Raw genomic sequence first — 16,744 nt, 5'->3', positions numbered from 1 at the left:
CAAATCATTTAATGGAAACTAAAATTAAAATTTATGGCACCGAAAGGTGCCATAAAACCCAATACTACAAATCTTTTTTTGAAAGTCGTAAACTTAATTTTTCTTTTTACGATGTCGAAGAAAATGAAACTCATGCCGAAGAATTACGTAACTTGTACACTAATCGAAAACTTAATTTTCCATCAATAACTATTGGAGAAAAAAAACTAAGAAATCCATCCGAGAAAGATTTGAACAAGTGGCTTAGTAAATTATTATGAATCTAAAAATTAAAAGCAATTTTACTGAAGAACTGCCTGGTGACTCAATTAAAACAAACACAAGACGCCAAGTAAATGAGGCATGTTTTAGTTATGTCACACCCAAGAAAACTACTAATCCAAAGTTGATACATGTTGCCACAGATTTTTCTAAAGATTTAGGTTTTACAAATGAAGATTTAAAATCGAAAGATTTTATAAATATTGTTACAGGTAACAAGGTTTTAGAAAAGACAAATCCTTATGCCATGTGCTATGGTGGTCATCAGTTTGGACGTTGGGCTGGACAATTAGGTGATGGGCGAGCTATAAATCTTTTTGATGTTAACCATAATAACAAGCAATGGACGATTCAGTTAAAAGGTGCTGGAGAAACACCATATTCTCGTAGTGGAGATGGTTTGGCGGTATTACGATCTTCTATCAGAGAATATTTATGTAGTGAAGCCATGCACCATTTAGGTGTGCCAACAACAAGAGCGTTATCATTAGCATTATCTGGTGATCAAGTGATGCGAGATATGCTTTATGATGGTAATCAGGCATACGAGAAAGGTGCTATTGTATCTAGAGTTTCACCATCATTTCTTCGTTTTGGAAATTTTGAAATCTTTTCTGCTCGTGGAGACCATAAAAATCTAAAATCTCTTGTTCATTATACAATCAAACATCATTTTTCGCATTTAGGTAAACCTTCAAAAGATACCTATATTTTGTTTTTTGATCAAGTCATGCAGCGGACTTTAGATATGATAATCCATTGGCAACGCGTTGGTTTTGTTCATGGAGTTATGAATACTGACAACATGAGTATCTTAGGATTAACGATAGATTACGGCCCATACGGTTGGTTAGAAGGATTTGACTTTGGTTGGACACCTAACACGACTGATGCTCAAAACAAACGCTATCGTTTTGCCAATCAACCCAATATTGGATTATGGAACTTATACCAACTTGCTAACGCATTATATCCTTTAATTGAGGACGCAGAACCTCTGGAAAAAATATTAGAGAATTACAAAAATGGATTTGAAACCAAGTCGCTGGCAATGATGAAATCTAAACTAGGTTTATTTGAGGATGATGCCAAGGACCAACAATTTATTCAAGCTTTAGAAGATATTCTTCAGCTGACGGAAACAGATATGACTATCTTTTTTAGATTGTTAAGTAACTTCAATAAAGATAATAGTATAAAAGGTTTAGAAGTTGTAAATGATGCCTTTTATAAGTCACATGACGTTGCTGATACCATTGCGCAACAATGGGGTGATTGGTTTGATCGCTACAGTTTTAGATTAGAAAAAGAAAAATTTTCAGATTTAGAACGAAAAACTAAAATGGATTTGATAAACCCAAAATATGTACTTAGAAATTATATGGCCCAACTCGCCATTGACGACGCCAACAATGGAAACTACGATTTAATCGATGCGTTATTTCAACTCTTAAAAAATCCGTATGCAGAGCAGCCAAAAAACATAAAATGGTTTGCAAAACGTCCAGAATGGGCAAGACATAAAGTGGGTTGTTCTATGTTATCTTGTAGTTCTTAAAAACAGGTTATGATGCGAATTTATTTTATTGGTATTTTTATATTGTTAACGGCTATAGTCGCAAATTTTATTGCCTATAAGCTTAACATAATGACTTGGTACGGATTTATTGAATTTTTGACAGCATCCGGTGAAAAAGAAATTGTAATAAGAATAATAGATTATGTATGGCTATTTCTCGCATACCCAATAATTTTAGGATTTGGATATTGGATAGGTGACAAAATGTACCAATTCCTATTCTCATAAAACTCATATATGGAAAAAACAGTATCAGAAGCAATTGGTTATAGACGTTCAACACGTGTTTATAAAGAAGATGACATAGATACCGAAAAAGTAAGACAATGTTTAGTTAACGCGTCATTAGCGCCAACTAGTAGTAATTTACAACTTTGGGAATTTTATCATGTAACTAATAAAACTAAACTTGAAGCTTTAGCCCAAGCATGCTTTAACCAAAGTGCAGCAAAAACCGCTAAACAATTAGTTGTTGTAGTAGCACGTAAAGATTTATGGCGCAAACGCGCTAAGGCAAACATAGATTTTTTGAATAAAGTTTATGACAGGGACGATTTATCTGAACGTGATTTGAAACGTAAAAAGATGGCAACCAATTATTACGGTAAACTTATACCAACCATCTATACAGACTTTCTAGGAATCTTAGGGTATATAAAGTTTGTTGTGTTCCAAGTTATTGGATTATTTAAACCTATTTATAGGCAAACACGCTTAAGTGATATGCGTATTGTGGCTCATAAAAGTGCTGGGTTAGCCGCACAAAATTTTATGACAAGCATGGCTGCAATTGGTTATGATACTTGTCCTATGGAAGGCAGTGACACACTGCGAGTAAAGCAAATCTTAGACTTACCTCGTGGTGCAGAAATAAATATGGTTATAAGTTGCGGTATACGCGATGAAAAAGGTATTTATGGCCCTCGGTTTAGAGTACCTTTTGAGAGCGTTTATTTTGAAGTTTAGTTTCCAAATCTAAAATTAGACACAGACTTCTTCTTTTCAAAATTATCTAACCCAATTTTAAGCCACTCATAATAAGCATCCGAATTGGGTTCATACGCATTTGTCGTATTTAGTAATTCTAAGTCATGATTTAAAAGCACATAATAGGGCTGCGAATTATTTTGGAAGTTTATGGTCTGTAACGTCCCCCATTTATCACCAATCGTTTCTATGTTTTTTACAGTTCCGTTTATTCTTAAATAATCGAACTGCTCGTCTTTTGGCAACTCCTTTTTGTCATCTACATACAATGAGATAACTACGTATTTTTCGCTTAAAATATCGTAAACTTCTGATGTGCTCCACACCTGCTCTTCCATCTTACGGCAATTAACACATGCCCAACCTGTAAAATCTAATAAGATAGGTTTGTTTTCTGCTTTTGCCTTGGCCAAGCCTTCTTCCCAATCTTTACTACAATTTAAATCTAATGGACACTCAGAAGCTTTCTCATAAATACTATAAAACATTGGTGGTGGAAAACCACTTAATAACTTCAAATTGGCATATTTTGTATTGGTCAATCCCGGAATTAAATAGATGACGAATGCCACAACTAAAATACCAGTGGTCATTCTACCTTTTCCAATTTTTTGTAGTGGTCCATCATGTGGGAATTTAATTTTACCGAACAAGTATAATATCAAGCCAATACCGATAATAATCCAAAGACCAATAAAAATTTCACGTTTTAATAATCCCCAATGCTCTACTAAATCTGCATTAGACAAGAATTTAAGTGCTAAGGCCAACTCTATAAACCCTAAAACCACTTTTACTGTATTTAACCAACCACCAGATTTTGGTAATGAATTTAACCATTTTGGAAACATGGCAAACAATGTAAAAGGCAAAGCCAATGCCAAACCAAAACCGCTCATTCCCATTGTGAGTTGTGTGGCACTAGCATCAGACGCTAAGCTACTTCCTAATAAACCACCTAGAATTGGTCCAGTACAGGAAAATGACACAATTGCTAATGTTAACGCCATAAAAAAGACACCAATAACTCCACCTATCTTATTGGCTTTATCATCCATTTTCGCACTCCACGATTGTGGTAATGTCAATTCAAAATAACCGAAAAACGAAAATGCAAACACTAAAAATATAGCGAAGAATATGACATTTAGTGTTGAGTTTGTTGAAATATTATTCAATATGCCAGAGTCTAAAGAATCTAAAACATGGAACGGTAAACTCAATAAAAAGTATATTAAAAAAATAAAGAATCCATACAAAACAGAATTGAACAATCCTTTCTTAGAATCGCCAGAACTCTTTGTAAAAAACGAAACTGTCAAAGGAATCATAGGAAACACACAAGGTGTCAGTAAGGCAATAAGACCACCTAAAAACCCTAAAATAAATATGGAAAGGTTACTTTTTTCTTCAATATCTTGTTTTTTGTATTTGTCCCAACCAGTGACGTTTAACTTTAATTCTTCAGAGAGTTTTTGACTACGTTCGTCAATATCAATAAGATCTTCCTCAACTGGAGTTCCGTCTAAATTAAATTTAAAAGTGTCATCTCCTAAAATGCATCTCTCATCATTACAGGTCTGATACTCTGCGCTAATTACAACTTTATTAAAATATGGGTTAATTAAAGATATTTGTTGTGTAAAGATGGCTTGGTCATTAAACTTCTTAACATTTTCGCCAAACAACTTATCAAATTTGGGCTTAGTGTCCGGCTCGGTAGTATTACCAACTAAAGTATAATTCCCTTTTTGGTTTTTAAACTCAAAATAAGTTTGAGGCGCAAACCCATCTTCTTCAATTGCATACTGCGAATAAATACTATAACCTTCTTCTAAAGTCACTGTAAGAATAACCTTGTAATCGGTCTCAGAAATTTTTTCAACTGTATGCTCCCAACTCGCTGGGTTATAATTTTGTCCAAAAGTAATTGTTGTTACTACTATGGTAAGTAATGCAAAAAAGAAACGCTTTAAAATTGCCATATAATAAGGTTATAACACAAATGTAAAAGTTGTGTTGATTTTACTACTTAAAAGTCGTCTAATTTATAAAAACCTTAAGACTTGAGTGCACAAAAAAACCGAACGTTTATAGTTCGGTTTTAAATACTTTATGATTTTTTCTCGATGTTGAGAATTTTTGAATGTTCCCATTTGGACAAGCCACCTTCTAAGTCATAGATTTTTTCGAAACCTTCATCCTTTAGTTTTTTTGCACATTTAGCACTTCTGGCTCCACCTTTACAATACAATACGACTGGCTTAGATTTGTCAAGCTTTTTTATATCTTCTTCAAACGTTGGTGAGTTAAAGTCAATATTTTGTGCAGATTTGATGCGTACGGCTTCAAATTCTGAGGCTGTTCTGACATCAACTACTTGGACATCTTCTAGTTCAATTATTTGTTTCATCTCGTCTGCCGTTACTAATTTGACATCGCTAGAGTCTGCTTTTTTGTCCACACAGCCTATACTAATAAGCATTAAAAGGCATAATAGTGTGATGGATATTAATTTTTTCATGATTTGATTGATTTTATATTTGATTGACTTCGCCTTCCCATTCGGTAAAACCGCCAAGAAGGTTATACGTATTGTCGAAACCTAACTGATTCATAATTGCACATGCTTGCGCACTTCTGCCACCAGCTTTACAGTAAACAAAGTATTTTTTTGATATATCCAACTTTTGAATCTCATCAATAAAACCCTGACCTTTAAATATATCAATATGCAACGCATTAGGAATTATTCCTAATTCTTCAACTTCATCTAATGTTCTAACATCCAAAACCACCGAATTATTGTCTTCTGACAGTAGTTTTGTCCAATCTTTCTGTTGCAAATCAGCCATTTACTATAATTTGTTTAAACAAAATTAACATTTCTTTATGATATAGACGTAAAAAAATCCGAAGTGTTACACTCCGGATTCCAATTTTAACATTTATTCCCTTACAAAAGGTAAATTAACTATTTTGTTTTGATAGAACAACCTATGGCTCTAGTTGTTTTTTGCTCTACTTCTTTACCTGCTAAAAGTGCATCAATTGCATTCTCGGCATATTTTGTTTTAACTGCAGCAGCATCTTGATAATTATCATCAATAGCTCCAATGTATTTTACAATATTACCATCAGTAGTTTTTTCTAGGATATACACATGAGGTGTTTTTGTAGCACCATATTGTGGATATATTTTCTGTCCTTCATCCATCAAGTAAGGAAAGGTAAAATCTTTTGCTTTAGCTCTAGCTTTCATAGCTTGCATGTTATCACCAGGTTTAACATCAGTATCATTTGGCATTATAGCAATTACTGGATACCCTTTTGAAGCATATTTTTTATCTAAATCAACGATTCTATCTTCATAGGCAACAGCATATGGACATGTATTACAAGTAAAAATGACTACAAACCCTTTTGCGTTATTGTAATCTGAAAGCGATACCATATTACCATCTATATTTTTTAAAGAAAAGTCTGTTGCAATATCTCCAACTTTATAACCACCATCATCTGTTTTGATTGTGAATGCTGTTAAGCTAACAAAGCAGACTAATACTGCTAATATTCTTAGTGTATTACTCACGCTATTTTTATTAGCTTTTTTGAGTTCGTGATTTGAAAAATTCATAATAAATCTATTTTAATAATTGTTGTACTTCTTTTTCTAATTCTTCATAGGTAAAAGACTTTTCATAAAATTGTCGCTTGTTACCTTTATATATGATTGTTGCTGGCAAAGCACCAGACCATGTTGTATCGATGGCTGGTATCCATCTGTTTTGGTTCACATCGTCTAAACAAACCACTCTAGACTTTAGTTGTTTTTCTTTTAAAAATGGTTTTAACTTCGTTTCGTATTGTCTTGGAAAATCTAGACTAACCAATAGTAATTCAACATCCTTATCCTTATACTCTTCGTTAAGCTTTTCAAAGTAAGGTAATTCTTTTACACAAGGTGCACACCAAGTTGCCCAAAAATTAACAACATGAATTTTGTCATCAGTTACATTAATCAAAGGTTCTAATCCATCATGGTCGTATACCTCTAATTCCTTTGGACTATCACAGGCTATTACAAAGACAAATAGTATGCATAAAAGCTTTTTCATGTCATAAAGTTACACATGGAATTTAAGCCCATTTAAGTTTTAACAAAAAATTAAATTTAATAACAACAAATAGTTATACATTTGTATATACAATTGTTGTATATGAAAGAGTTAGAAAATATATTAAAATCAACTGCAAAAATATCGGATGCCAAGACCACGGTTATTAGTGTATTTCATATTAACAGTATTATTAAGGACGCTTTGCTTTTGCAATTAAAGCCTTATGATTTATCAATAGAGCAGTATAACGTATTACGAATTTTAAGAGGTCAAAAGGGAAACCCAATTAATCTACAAGACATTCAAGAACGAATGATTAATAAAATGAGTAACACTACAAGACTTGTAGATAAGCTTCTTAAAAAAGATTTTGTAAAGCGTATTACTTGTAAAAAAAATAGACGAAAAGTAGAAATCTCAATTACTAAAACTGGTCTAGAAATCTTAAAAGAACTAGACCCAAAGATAGATGGTACAGAAAGTAAAATTACGTCACCTCTAAATCCAAAAGAATTAAAACAATTAAATAACCTTTTATTAAAACTCAATAATTAAAATTAAACGAAAATGAAAAATTTAAAAACACTAACAGTAGCAATTTTAGCACTATCATTTTTCTCATTCACCACAATGATTGATAAAAAAGTTAACACTGAGCAAAGTACCGTAAAATGGGTAGGTAAAAAAGTAACTGGACAACATGAAGGAACTATAAAATTAGAAAGTGGTTCACTTCAGTTTGATGGAAAAACACTTACTGGTGGGAACTTTGTTATTGATATGACTACCATTACTGTTACAGATTTGGAAGGAAAAGGAAAAACTAACTTAGAGGGACATCTTAAGTCTGATGATTTCTTTGGTGTTGAAAAACATGGCAAAGCAAATTTCACCATTACTAAGGTGAATAAGATAGATGTTAAAAACCATGAAGTTTCTGGAGATTTAACAATAAAGAACATTACTAAACCTATAAACTTTACAATGGTAGTAGATGTTAACTCTGCAACTGCAAAAGTAATTGTAGACAGATCTAAATTTGATGTAAGATATGGTTCTCCTAGCTTCTTTAATGATTTGAAAGACAAAGCTATTTATGATGATTTTGAATTATCAGTAATATTATCTTTCTAGATTGTTAAAAATCTAAAAATTAGTTTGAATTCATATATATCATTTCTATATTTGACATCAAATGAGAAAACAACAAACATGGTGGTGGTATTTTACTAACGAAACGTTCGTGAAATAGTCCATTGTGTTAATTGAAATACTAAAAGGCTTGTCATTCACGACAAGCCTTTTTTCTTTTAAACTTATGAAAATATTTAATTTACATACCCATTACAAAAAGATTCTAACTGATACGATTACACCAGTTTCAGTCTATTACAAGGTACGCGATAAATTCCCTAACAGTATTCTACTAGAAAGTGGCGATTATCATAGAAACCACAAGAATTTTTCTTATATCTGTTTTAACCCAATAGCCTCAATAAAAGTTGAAAATGAAGCTATATTTCAGAATTTTCCTGACGGAAGCTTTACTGAAATGGCCATTACAGAATCAATAAATGTTGTAGAAGAAATTCAACAGTTTACAAAACGTTTCAGTTCCAATTCTGAAGAAAATTTCAAGTTTATAAATAATGGTATTTTTGGCTATACTGCTTATGACGCAGTTAAGTACTTTGAAGATATCGTTATTTCTAAAAAAGATGACTCTATTGAAATACCAGACCTATACTATGCAGTGTATCAAAACATCATAGCGATAAATCATTTTAAAAATGAAGCCTACATATTTGCGCATTGTCCAGACGGTATAGAAAGCAATATAGATGCTGTGGATAAACTCATTAATGTTCAAAATTTCGCATCATTCAACTTTGATACTAAAGATGATATTTCGTCAAACCTCACTGATGATGAATTTATAAAACAGGTAGATCTAGCAAAAAAACATTGTGCTAGAGGCGATGTATTTCAATTAGTATTGTCAAGACGTTTCACACAAGAATTTTCTGGAGACGATTTTAATGTCTACCGCGCTTTAAGAAGTATTAACCCGTCGCCCTACCTCTTCTATTTCGATTACGGAAGCTTTAAGATTTTTGGAAGTTCACCTGAAGCACAGCTTATAGTTGACAACGGTTTGGCAGAAATTCATCCAATTGCGGGTACCTTTAAGCGAACAGGTGATGACAAAAAAGATGCTGTCTTAGCAGAAGAATTAATAAATGACGAAAAAGAAAATGCAGAACACGTCATGCTTGTTGATTTAGCTAGAAACGATTTAAGTCGAAACGGAAATAAAGTAAAGGTTGAAACTTACAGAGAGGTTCAGTTTTTCTCACACGTTATCCATTTGGTAAGTAAAGTTACTGGCCATAAACACGATTCGACTTCAACCATGCAAGTCGTAGCAGATACTTTTCCTGCAGGAACTTTGAGTGGTGCACCAAAACATAGAGCCATGCAATTAATTGAGAAATATGAAAAAACTAGCCGAGGTTATTATGGCGGTGCTATAGGTTTTATGGATTTTGAAGGCAATTTTAATCATGCTATCATGATTAGAACTTTTTTGAGCAAAGATTATAAGCTTAACTGGCAAGCTGGTGCTGGATTAGTTTCTAGATCAAATCCAGAAAGTGAAAAACAAGAAGTATACAACAAGTTAGGAGCTTTAAACAAAGCCATTGAACTTGCTAAAGAAATTTAATATGAAAAAAATTTTAGTCATAGATAACTACGACAGCTTTACTTATAATCTTGTTCACTATTTGGAAGATTTAGATTGTGAAGTTACCGTAAAACGAAACGATAAATTAACTCTTGAAGAAGTTGATAATTTCAATAAAATTGTGCTTTCTCCAGGCCCAGGAATACCAGATGAAGCTGGATTATTAAAAGATATTATCAAAACATATGCACCAACAAAAAGTATTCTTGGAGTTTGTTTAGGACAACAAGCCATAGGTGAAGTCTTTGGAGGTAAACTAGAAAATTTAAACACTGTGTTTCATGGTGTTGCAACTCATATAACTCTGTCTGTTGATGATGAAATTTTATTTGAGGGTTTAGACAAAACTTTTGAAGTCGGTCGCTATCACTCGTGGGTTGTCAAAACTAATTTACCAGATAGCTTAGAAGCTACATCATTTGACGAAAACGGACAAATTATGTCCCTACGCCACAAAGTTTATGATGTAAAAGGTGTACAGTACCATCCAGAATCTGTTTTAACTCCGGATGGAAAACAAATTTTAAAAAACTGGGTGAATAGTTAAAGGAATATGAAAGACGTATTAAACAGACTCATAGCACACCAAACAATTTCTACTGAAGAAGCTAAGCAGATTATTGTTAACATATCAAACGATATGTATAACTCAAGTCAGATTGCTTGCTTTCTATCGGTGTATATGATGCGTAGTATTACTATTGAAGAATTACAAGGTTTTAGAGATGCACTTTTAGAGCTTTGTATCCCAATAGATTTAAGCGAATATAATGCCATAGATATCGTTGGTACTGGTGGTGACGGCAAGAATACTTTTAATATTTCGACACTATCATCATTTATTACGGCTGGTGCAGGTATTCATGTATCTAAGCATGGTAATTATGGTGTATCCTCAACATCTGGATCATCTAATGTAATGGAGTATTTAGGTGTAAAATTTTCTAATGATGAAGCCTTTTTAAAACGTTGTTTAGACAAAGCTGGTATCTGTATTTTGCATGCACCTTTATTTCACCCAGCTATGAAAAATGTAGCTCCAATTCGCAAAGAGTTAGGCGTTAAAACTTTTTTTAACATGCTAGGACCAATGGTAAATCCATCATTTCCTAAAAACCAATTATTGGGTGTTTATAGTCTAGAAATACTAAGGCTTTACAGTTTTTTATATCAAAAAACAGATAAGAATTATAATATCGTTTATGCATTAGATGGTTATGATGAAATCTCTTTAACCGGAAAAGCAAAACTAATTTCAAATCACTCAGAGACTTTATTTTCACCTCAAGATTTAAATCTAAAAACCATCAAGCCCTCTGAAATTTTTGGCGGTGAAACCATAAAAGAAGCAGCAAATTTATTCGTCAATATTATTGATGGCAACGGAACCGAAGCACAGAACAACGTGGTTTGTGCTAATGCAGGTTTAGCAATTGCAACAAGCAGACAAATTACACATATTGAAGGTTTCGAATTAGCAAAAGAATCTTTGTTAAGTGGTAAAGCAAAACAAAGTTTAAATAAACTTATAGAACTGAGTAAATGAACATCTTAGACAAAATAGTTAGAGACAAACGATTAGAAGTTGATTTTCGAAAATCAATTGTACCAACGTCACAGTTAGAGGCGTCTGTTTTATTTAATAGAAAAACAGTTTCACTTACTGAAAATTTACAGAAAAGTAACAGTGGTATTATCGCAGAACACAAGCGTCGTTCGCCTTCTAAATCTATTATTAATAATAACTTAAATGTTCAAGACGTAGCTTCTGGTTATGAAAATGCTGGTGTATGTGGCATGTCTGTTTTATCTGATGGGAAATATTTTGGAGGCAGTTTAGATGACGTGTTAGTTGCAAGAGCTGCTTGTGATTTACCAATATTACGCAAGGAATTTATCATCGACGACTATCAGATTTTAGAAGCCAAAGCTTATGGCGCTGATGTTATTTTATTAATAGCCGCAATATTATCCAAAACAGAAATAAAGCAATTTTCGGAATTTGCCAAAAGTCTCAATTTGGATGTTTTATTAGAAGTACATAACGAAGAAGAACTACAGAAATCAATCATGCCGTCATTAGATATGTTGGGCGTTAACAACCGTAATCTTAAGACCTTTGAGGTTAGTTTAGAAACTTCAAAGAAACTAAGCACACAAATCCCAGATGACTTTGTAAAAGTGTCTGAAAGTGGTATCAGTTCTGTTTCTGCAATAAAAGAACTAAAACCTTATGGTTACAAAGGCTTTTTGATAGGTGAAAACTTCATGAAAACAAATAACCCAGGAGAATCCGCATTAGAATTTATTCAAAATCTAGAATCATGAAATTAAAAATCTGCGGAATGAAATATCAAGATAACATGGAAGCTGTTGCTCATTTGCAACCAGACTATATGGGCTTTATATTTTATGATAAATCATCTCGTTTTTTTGATACTGAAATCCCTAAACTCTCGGGAACTATAAATAAAACAGGTGTTTTTGTTGATGCAGATTTAGATAAAGTATTTCAAATGATAGAAAAACACGATTTAAAAGCCATTCAATTACATGGAAAAGAATCTCCTGAATATTGCAAAAGTTTAAAATCGTCGAAAGCTGAAATTATTAAAGTATTCAGCATCAAAAACGAATTCAATTTTGAGGTTCTTAATCCATATGAGGATATTGTAGATTATTTCTTGTTTGACACCAAAGGTAAATTACCCGGAGGAAATGGTTATACTTTCAATTGGGATGTCTTAAAAGATTATCCATCAACTACACCCTATTTTTTAAGCGGTGGTATTGGGTTAAATGAAGTTAAAAACATAAAAGAGTTTAAAAAGAGTCCAGCATCAAAATACTGTTATGCTATTGACGTAAATAGTAAATTTGAAATTGAGCCTGGATTGAAAAATATAGATGAATTAGAAAAATTTAAGCATGAGTTACAATATTAACGGCAAAGGCTATTATGGCGAATTTGGAGGCGCTTACATTCCTGAGATGCTCTATCCAAACATAGAAGAACTAAGACAGAACTATTTGAAAATAACAGCTGAAGCTTCATTTCAAGAAGAGTTTCATCAGTTATTAAAGGATTATGTTGGGCGACCTTCACCATTATATTTTGCAAAGCGTTTATCCGAAAAATATAATACTAAAATATATCTAAAACGTGAAGATTTAAACCATACAGGTGCGCATAAAGTCAACAATACAATTGGACAGATACTTTTAGCACAACGTTTAGGTAAAACTAGAATTATTGCTGAAACTGGTGCTGGACAACATGGTGTTGCAACAGCAACTGTTTGTGCATTAATGGGAATTGAATGCGTCGTGTATATGGGCGAAATTGACATTGCAAGACAAGCCCCGAATGTTGCTCGTATGAAAATGCTTGGTGCAAAAGTAGTTCCTGCACTCTCTGGTAGTCGCACCTTAAAAGATGCCACTAACGAGGCTATGCGCGATTGGATTAATAATCCTGTTGACACCCATTACATTGTAGGTAGTGTTGTTGGTCCACATCCTTATCCAGATATGGTGGCGCGTTTTCAAGCTATTGTATCTGAAGAAATACAAAAACAATTACTAGAAAAAGAAGGTACCGAAAATCCTGATTATCTAATTGCCTGTGTCGGCGGAGGAAGTAACGCTGCTGGTACATATTACCATTATTTAGACAATACGGATGTAAATATCATAGCGGTTGAAGCTGCTGGAAAAGGTATTGATACCGGTGAGAGTGCCGCAACATCAGTATTAGGTAAAGAGGGAATCATTCACGGAAGTAAAACCTTATTGATGCAAACAGGAGATGGGCAAATTACAGAGCCTTATTCAATTTCTGCTGGTTTAGATTATCCAGGCGTTGGGCCTATGCATGCTAATTTATATAAAACAGGTCGAGCAGAATTCATTTCAATTACTGATGATGAAGCTATGACCGCAGGCTTAGAGTTATCGCAATTAGAAGGCATTATTCCTGCAATAGAAACGTCTCATGCTCTAGCTGTTTTTGAACATAAAAAATTTAAACAAGATGATGTTATCGTATTGAATTTATCTGGCCGTGGTGATAAAGATTTACAGAATTATATAGATTATTTCAAACTATAATGAAGCTAATCCTTCTATTTACAACATTTCTATTTTTTACCTCTTGTAAACAAAAGCAACAAGACGTTAAAGACTATATTTCTGTTGATATTTCAGAAGACATTGTTATACCCAAGCATTACATTGTTACCAAAACTAATGCTCAAATAAAAATTGATGGTTTAGCTGACGAAATCAGTTGGGAAAACGCGAGTTACACATCATCATTTATTGATATAGAAGGTGTAAAAACTCCAAAATATAAGACACAAGCCAAAATGTTATGGGACGAGAACTTCTTATATGTTTATGCTAAAATGGAGGAACCACATATTTGGGGAGACATTACAAAAAGAGATGCCATAATTTATCTAAATAATGATTTTGAAGTTTTTATTGACCCGTCTAAGACTGGTTATGGATATGGAGAAGTTGAAATCAATGCTTTAAATACTGTTTGGGATTTATTTTTAGACAAGCCCTATAGAGTTGGAGGAAAAGCGAATTTCCATTGGGATTTAAAAAATTTAAAATCAGCAGTATTTATAGACGGCACTTTAAACGACCCAAATGACCATGATAAGTATTGGGCATTAGAAATAGCAATTCCTCTTAAGCCTTTAATAAATCTTAAAAACAGACCAAAGACAACTCCAAAGGAAGGAGAACAATGGCGATTAAACTTCTCGAGAGTAGAATGGGATTTTAATATTGTAAATAATACGTACCAACGTAAAAAAGTAGATAATAAATTACAAAAAGAATATAACTGGGTTTGGAGTAATCAAAAAGTGATTAATATGCACGAGCCAGAAAAATGGGGTTTTATTCAATTTACAACTCAAGAAAATACTAATAATGTAGAGTTTATTGAAGACAAAGACCTTTTAATAAAACAAACAGCATATGCGCTTTTCAGAAAGACACGATATCAAGATTTAAAATATTTATTAGATAAACCGGTAAACTCTGAATTAAGCTTAGACGTTCAATATTCTAAAAAAGAGGTATTAAAAGCCACATTTTTAAAAACTAACTTTGGTTTTGAATATAAAATTAAAAGTCCGCTTAAGGAAAACTACTTTATCATTAACGAACAAGGTATACTAAAACAATTATGAAAAAAATCGGCATAATTTTATTCGCCTTACTTATCTCTTGTAACACAAAAACTGAAGATAAAGTTTCCTCAGAAATAGAAAAAGAAAAATTCATTTTTGCAACTTGGACTGGTGGTGCCGGTGATTTTGATGAAAACAAATGGGAAGAGAAATTGACCTATTACGATTCTCTTGGTATTTCTCAAATCCTCGTAGGCGCAAATGCAAAAGTTTTAAAACAGTTAGTTCCTCTAGCTTCAAAAAAAGATATAAAAGTACACGCCTGGATGTGGACTCTAAACAGACCTGGTGATACAATTGCTAAAAAACATCCTGAATGGTATGCTGTTAATAGAGCTGGTAAAAACTCGTTAGAATATAGAGCCTATGTAAATTACTACCAATGGCTAAGTCCTTTTCATCCTGAAGCCAAGAATCATATTAAAAAAAATGTTAAAGAGCTAACAACTATTGAAGGATTGGCTTCGATTCATTTAGACTATGTGCGCTATGTAGATGTTATTTTAGGTAAAGATTTACAACCTAAATATAACCTTGTACAAACTACTGAAATGCCAGAATATGATTATGGTTATCATCCTATAGCAAGAAATGGTTTCAAAGAAATATTTGGAAGAGACCCACAAGACATGGAGCACCCTGAGCTTAGCGCCGAATGGAGACAATACCGATTAAATGCAATTACCTCTCTTGTGAATGAACTAGTAGAAATCGCACATGAAAGTGACCAAAAAATGACAGCTGCCGTATTTCCTTTTCCTGAAATGTCTAGACAAATGGTACGTCAAGCTTGGAATGATTGGAATTTAGATGCTGCTTTTCCAATGGTTTATAATAATTTTTATCAAGAAAATATAAATTGGATTGGCTTTGCTACGGAACAAGCCGTTAAAGATGTTGAATTCCCAATATACTCTGGCTTATATAGTCCAGCTTTGCAAAATCCTGAAGATTTAGAAAAAGCGATACGTCTAGTAAAGGAGAAGGGTGCAAGGGGATTTTCAATTTTTACTGCAGACAATCTATCCGAATCACAAAAAGAAATTTTCATAAAACTGAAAGAAGAATTTAATAATGAATAGAATTAATCAAAAACTAGAAGAAGACAAAAAGCTTCTATCCATATATTTTACAGCAGGTTATCCAAACATAGATGATACCGTTTCAATAATTCAAAACCTTGAGAAAAGTAACGTTGATATGATTGAAATTGGTCTACCTTTTAGTGACCCTTTAGCAGATGGACCAACCATACAAGACAGCTCAACACAAGCCTTAAAAAATGGGATGAATAGCGATCTACTTTTTAATCAGTTAAAGGATATTAGGCAAACAGTTTCTATTCCCTTGATTATCATGGGATACTTTAATCCTATTTTGCAATATGGAGTTGAAGCCTTTTGTAAAAAATGCCAAGAGATTGGGATTGATGGTTTAATAATACCTGACTTACCGGTAGATGTTTATCATGACGAGTACAAATCTACTTTTGAAAAATACGGCCTTATAAATGTATTTCTAATCACACCTCAGACTTCAGATGAACGTATTCGATTTATTGATTCTGTTTCAGACGGATTTATTTATATGGTGAGTTCAGCAAGTACAACAGGTGCTAAAACAGGATTTGGTAATGAACAGTCTGAATACTTTGACCGTATCGCGAAGATGAATCTTAAAAACCCACAGATAGTTGGCTTTGGAATTTCGAATAAGGAAACTTTTAATCAATCAACAAAACAGGCTAAAGGTGCAATTATTGGTTCAGCTTTTATAAAACATGTAACCATAAATGGTATAGATACACTTGGTGATTTCACAAAACCCATTTTAGACTAGT

20 protein-coding genes are annotated in these 16,744 nt (G+C 33.0%); 15 read left to right on the top strand and 5 right to left on the bottom strand.

The annotated features are described in order from the left end of the window. Nucleotides 1-11: 11 nt before the first annotated feature. Genes BTO05_RS12270 through BTO05_RS12255 form a run of 4 tightly spaced genes read left to right on the top strand, consistent with a single transcriptional unit; the run spans nucleotide 12 to nucleotide 2,806 of the window. Nucleotides 12-260, top strand: coding sequence for a glutaredoxin family protein (locus tag BTO05_RS12270; RefSeq protein ID WP_087492952.1), 249 nt, complete (start codon nucleotides 12-14; stop codon nucleotides 258-260). Next, the gene (locus BTO05_RS12265) at nucleotides 257-1,819 is read left to right on the top strand and encodes a protein adenylyltransferase SelO (RefSeq protein WP_087492951.1); all 1,563 of its coding nucleotides are present in this window, start codon (nucleotides 257-259) and stop codon (nucleotides 1,817-1,819) included. The genes BTO05_RS12270 and BTO05_RS12265 overlap by 4 nt, the downstream gene beginning before the upstream one ends. A gap of 9 nt (nucleotides 1,820-1,828) precedes the next feature. Then, on the top strand, nucleotides 1,829-2,068 hold the full coding sequence (locus BTO05_RS12260) for a hypothetical protein (RefSeq protein ID WP_087492950.1): 240 nt from the start codon (nucleotides 1,829-1,831) through the stop codon (nucleotides 2,066-2,068). 9 nt (nucleotides 2,069-2,077) lie between these two features. Next, on the top strand, nucleotides 2,078-2,806 hold the full coding sequence (locus tag BTO05_RS12255; RefSeq protein WP_087492949.1) for a nitroreductase family protein: 729 nt from the start codon (nucleotides 2,078-2,080) through the stop codon (nucleotides 2,804-2,806). Here the strand turns inward: BTO05_RS12255 and BTO05_RS12250 are convergent. From BTO05_RS12250 to BTO05_RS12230, 5 genes are all read right to left on the bottom strand, one after another. After that, nucleotides 2,803-4,812, bottom strand: a complete 2,010-nt coding sequence (locus BTO05_RS12250) for a protein-disulfide reductase DsbD family protein (protein WP_087492948.1) — start codon at nucleotides 4,810-4,812, stop codon at nucleotides 2,803-2,805. The genes BTO05_RS12255 and BTO05_RS12250 overlap by 4 nt on opposite strands. 128 nt (nucleotides 4,813-4,940) lie before the next feature. Next, a complete protein-coding gene (locus BTO05_RS12245; RefSeq protein WP_087492947.1) occupies nucleotides 4,941-5,351 on the bottom strand; it encodes a rhodanese-like domain-containing protein in 411 nt (136 codons plus the stop codon). Nucleotides 5,352-5,364: 13 nt separating this feature from the next. Continuing rightward, a complete protein-coding gene (locus BTO05_RS12240; protein ID WP_087492946.1) occupies nucleotides 5,365-5,682 on the bottom strand; it encodes a rhodanese-like domain-containing protein in 318 nt (105 codons plus the stop codon). 119 nt (nucleotides 5,683-5,801) lie between these two features. After that, nucleotides 5,802-6,464, bottom strand: a complete 663-nt coding sequence (locus BTO05_RS12235) for a thioredoxin family protein (protein ID WP_087492945.1) — start codon at nucleotides 6,462-6,464, stop codon at nucleotides 5,802-5,804. 7 nt (nucleotides 6,465-6,471) lie between these two features. Next, nucleotides 6,472-6,945 (bottom strand): TlpA family protein disulfide reductase, encoded by a 474-nt coding sequence (locus BTO05_RS12230; protein ID WP_087492944.1) that lies wholly within the window; start codon nucleotides 6,943-6,945, stop codon nucleotides 6,472-6,474. 102 nt (nucleotides 6,946-7,047) lie between these two features. On the opposite strand from BTO05_RS12230, the gene BTO05_RS12225 reads away from it, so the two are divergent. From BTO05_RS12225 to trpA, 11 genes are all read left to right on the top strand, one after another. Then, a complete protein-coding gene (locus BTO05_RS12225) occupies nucleotides 7,048-7,503 on the top strand; it encodes a MarR family winged helix-turn-helix transcriptional regulator (RefSeq protein ID WP_087492943.1) in 456 nt (151 codons plus the stop codon). Between the two features lie 12 nt (nucleotides 7,504-7,515). After that, the gene (locus BTO05_RS12220; RefSeq protein ID WP_087492942.1) at nucleotides 7,516-8,082 is read left to right on the top strand and encodes a YceI family protein; all 567 of its coding nucleotides are present in this window, start codon (nucleotides 7,516-7,518) and stop codon (nucleotides 8,080-8,082) included. A 184-nt stretch (nucleotides 8,083-8,266) separates the two neighbouring features. After that, complete coding sequence (locus BTO05_RS12215; protein ID WP_087492941.1) at nucleotides 8,267-9,673, top strand: anthranilate synthase component I family protein; 1,407 nt, start codon at nucleotides 8,267-8,269, stop codon at nucleotides 9,671-9,673. 1 nt (nucleotide 9,674) lies between these two features. Next, nucleotides 9,675-10,241, top strand: a complete 567-nt coding sequence (locus BTO05_RS12210; RefSeq protein ID WP_087492940.1) for an anthranilate synthase component II — start codon at nucleotides 9,675-9,677, stop codon at nucleotides 10,239-10,241. 6 nt (nucleotides 10,242-10,247) lie between these two features. Beyond that, nucleotides 10,248-11,240 (top strand): anthranilate phosphoribosyltransferase, encoded by a 993-nt coding sequence (gene trpD / locus BTO05_RS12205; protein WP_087492939.1) that lies wholly within the window; start codon nucleotides 10,248-10,250, stop codon nucleotides 11,238-11,240. After that, nucleotides 11,237-12,022: an indole-3-glycerol phosphate synthase TrpC gene (gene trpC / locus BTO05_RS12200; protein ID WP_087492938.1), complete on the top strand. Its 786-nt coding sequence runs from the start codon at nucleotides 11,237-11,239 to the stop codon at nucleotides 12,020-12,022. The genes trpD and trpC overlap by 4 nt, the downstream gene beginning before the upstream one ends. Continuing rightward, nucleotides 12,019-12,639 carry a phosphoribosylanthranilate isomerase gene (locus BTO05_RS12195; protein WP_087492937.1) on the top strand — a complete coding sequence of 207 codons (621 nt, stop codon included), beginning with the start codon at nucleotides 12,019-12,021 and terminating at the stop codon, nucleotides 12,637-12,639. Before trpC ends, BTO05_RS12195 begins: the two co-directional genes overlap by 4 nt. After that, complete coding sequence (gene trpB, locus BTO05_RS12190) at nucleotides 12,623-13,804, top strand: tryptophan synthase subunit beta (RefSeq protein ID WP_087492936.1); 1,182 nt, start codon at nucleotides 12,623-12,625, stop codon at nucleotides 13,802-13,804. The genes BTO05_RS12195 and trpB overlap by 17 nt, the downstream gene beginning before the upstream one ends. Further along, nucleotides 13,804-14,904, top strand: a complete 1,101-nt coding sequence (locus BTO05_RS12185; RefSeq protein ID WP_087492935.1) for a carbohydrate-binding family 9-like protein — start codon at nucleotides 13,804-13,806, stop codon at nucleotides 14,902-14,904. Before trpB ends, BTO05_RS12185 begins: the two co-directional genes overlap by 1 nt. After that, a complete protein-coding gene (locus tag BTO05_RS12180; RefSeq protein ID WP_087492934.1) occupies nucleotides 14,901-15,986 on the top strand; it encodes a family 10 glycosylhydrolase in 1,086 nt (361 codons plus the stop codon). Before BTO05_RS12185 ends, BTO05_RS12180 begins: the two co-directional genes overlap by 4 nt. After that, entirely contained in the window at nucleotides 15,979-16,743 is a 765-nt protein-coding gene (gene trpA, locus BTO05_RS12175; RefSeq protein WP_087492933.1) for a tryptophan synthase subunit alpha, read from the top strand. Before BTO05_RS12180 ends, trpA begins: the two co-directional genes overlap by 8 nt. The last annotated feature ends 1 nt before the right edge of the window (nucleotide 16,744 follow it).

The sequence above is a fragment of the Winogradskyella sp. PC-19 genome, from assembly GCF_002163855.1.
Lineage (GTDB): Bacteria > Bacteroidota > Bacteroidia > Flavobacteriales > Flavobacteriaceae > Winogradskyella.
The sequence above is the reverse complement of the archived record's forward strand: the minus strand, read 5'-3'. Positions and strand labels throughout refer to the sequence as shown.

Coding starts and splice junctions, on each gene's coding strand:
- BTO05_RS12270 (WP_087492952.1), top strand. CDS start 12: ATGGAAACTAAAATTAAAATTTATGGCACCGAAAGGTGCCATAAAACC.
- BTO05_RS12265 (WP_087492951.1), top strand. CDS start 257: ATGAATCTAAAAATTAAAAGCAATTTTACTGAAGAACTGCCTGGTGAC.
- BTO05_RS12260 (WP_087492950.1), top strand. CDS start 1,829: ATGATGCGAATTTATTTTATTGGTATTTTTATATTGTTAACGGCTATA.
- BTO05_RS12255 (WP_087492949.1), top strand. CDS start 2,078: ATGGAAAAAACAGTATCAGAAGCAATTGGTTATAGACGTTCAACACGT.
- BTO05_RS12250 (WP_087492948.1), bottom strand. CDS start 4,812: ATGGCAATTTTAAAGCGTTTCTTTTTTGCATTACTTACCATAGTAGTA.
- BTO05_RS12245 (WP_087492947.1), bottom strand. CDS start 5,351: ATGAAAAAATTAATATCCATCACACTATTATGCCTTTTAATGCTTATT.
- BTO05_RS12240 (WP_087492946.1), bottom strand. CDS start 5,682: ATGGCTGATTTGCAACAGAAAGATTGGACAAAACTACTGTCAGAAGAC.
- BTO05_RS12235 (WP_087492945.1), bottom strand. CDS start 6,464: ATGAATTTTTCAAATCACGAACTCAAAAAAGCTAATAAAAATAGCGTG.
- BTO05_RS12230 (WP_087492944.1), bottom strand. CDS start 6,945: ATGAAAAAGCTTTTATGCATACTATTTGTCTTTGTAATAGCCTGTGAT.
- BTO05_RS12225 (WP_087492943.1), top strand. CDS start 7,048: ATGAAAGAGTTAGAAAATATATTAAAATCAACTGCAAAAATATCGGAT.
- BTO05_RS12220 (WP_087492942.1), top strand. CDS start 7,516: ATGAAAAATTTAAAAACACTAACAGTAGCAATTTTAGCACTATCATTT.
- BTO05_RS12215 (WP_087492941.1), top strand. CDS start 8,267: ATGAAAATATTTAATTTACATACCCATTACAAAAAGATTCTAACTGAT.
- BTO05_RS12210 (WP_087492940.1), top strand. CDS start 9,675: ATGAAAAAAATTTTAGTCATAGATAACTACGACAGCTTTACTTATAAT.
- trpD (WP_087492939.1), top strand. CDS start 10,248: ATGAAAGACGTATTAAACAGACTCATAGCACACCAAACAATTTCTACT.
- trpC (WP_087492938.1), top strand. CDS start 11,237: ATGAACATCTTAGACAAAATAGTTAGAGACAAACGATTAGAAGTTGAT.
- BTO05_RS12195 (WP_087492937.1), top strand. CDS start 12,019: ATGAAATTAAAAATCTGCGGAATGAAATATCAAGATAACATGGAAGCT.
- trpB (WP_087492936.1), top strand. CDS start 12,623: ATGAGTTACAATATTAACGGCAAAGGCTATTATGGCGAATTTGGAGGC.
- BTO05_RS12185 (WP_087492935.1), top strand. CDS start 13,804: ATGAAGCTAATCCTTCTATTTACAACATTTCTATTTTTTACCTCTTGT.
- BTO05_RS12180 (WP_087492934.1), top strand. CDS start 14,901: ATGAAAAAAATCGGCATAATTTTATTCGCCTTACTTATCTCTTGTAAC.
- trpA (WP_087492933.1), top strand. CDS start 15,979: ATGAATAGAATTAATCAAAAACTAGAAGAAGACAAAAAGCTTCTATCC.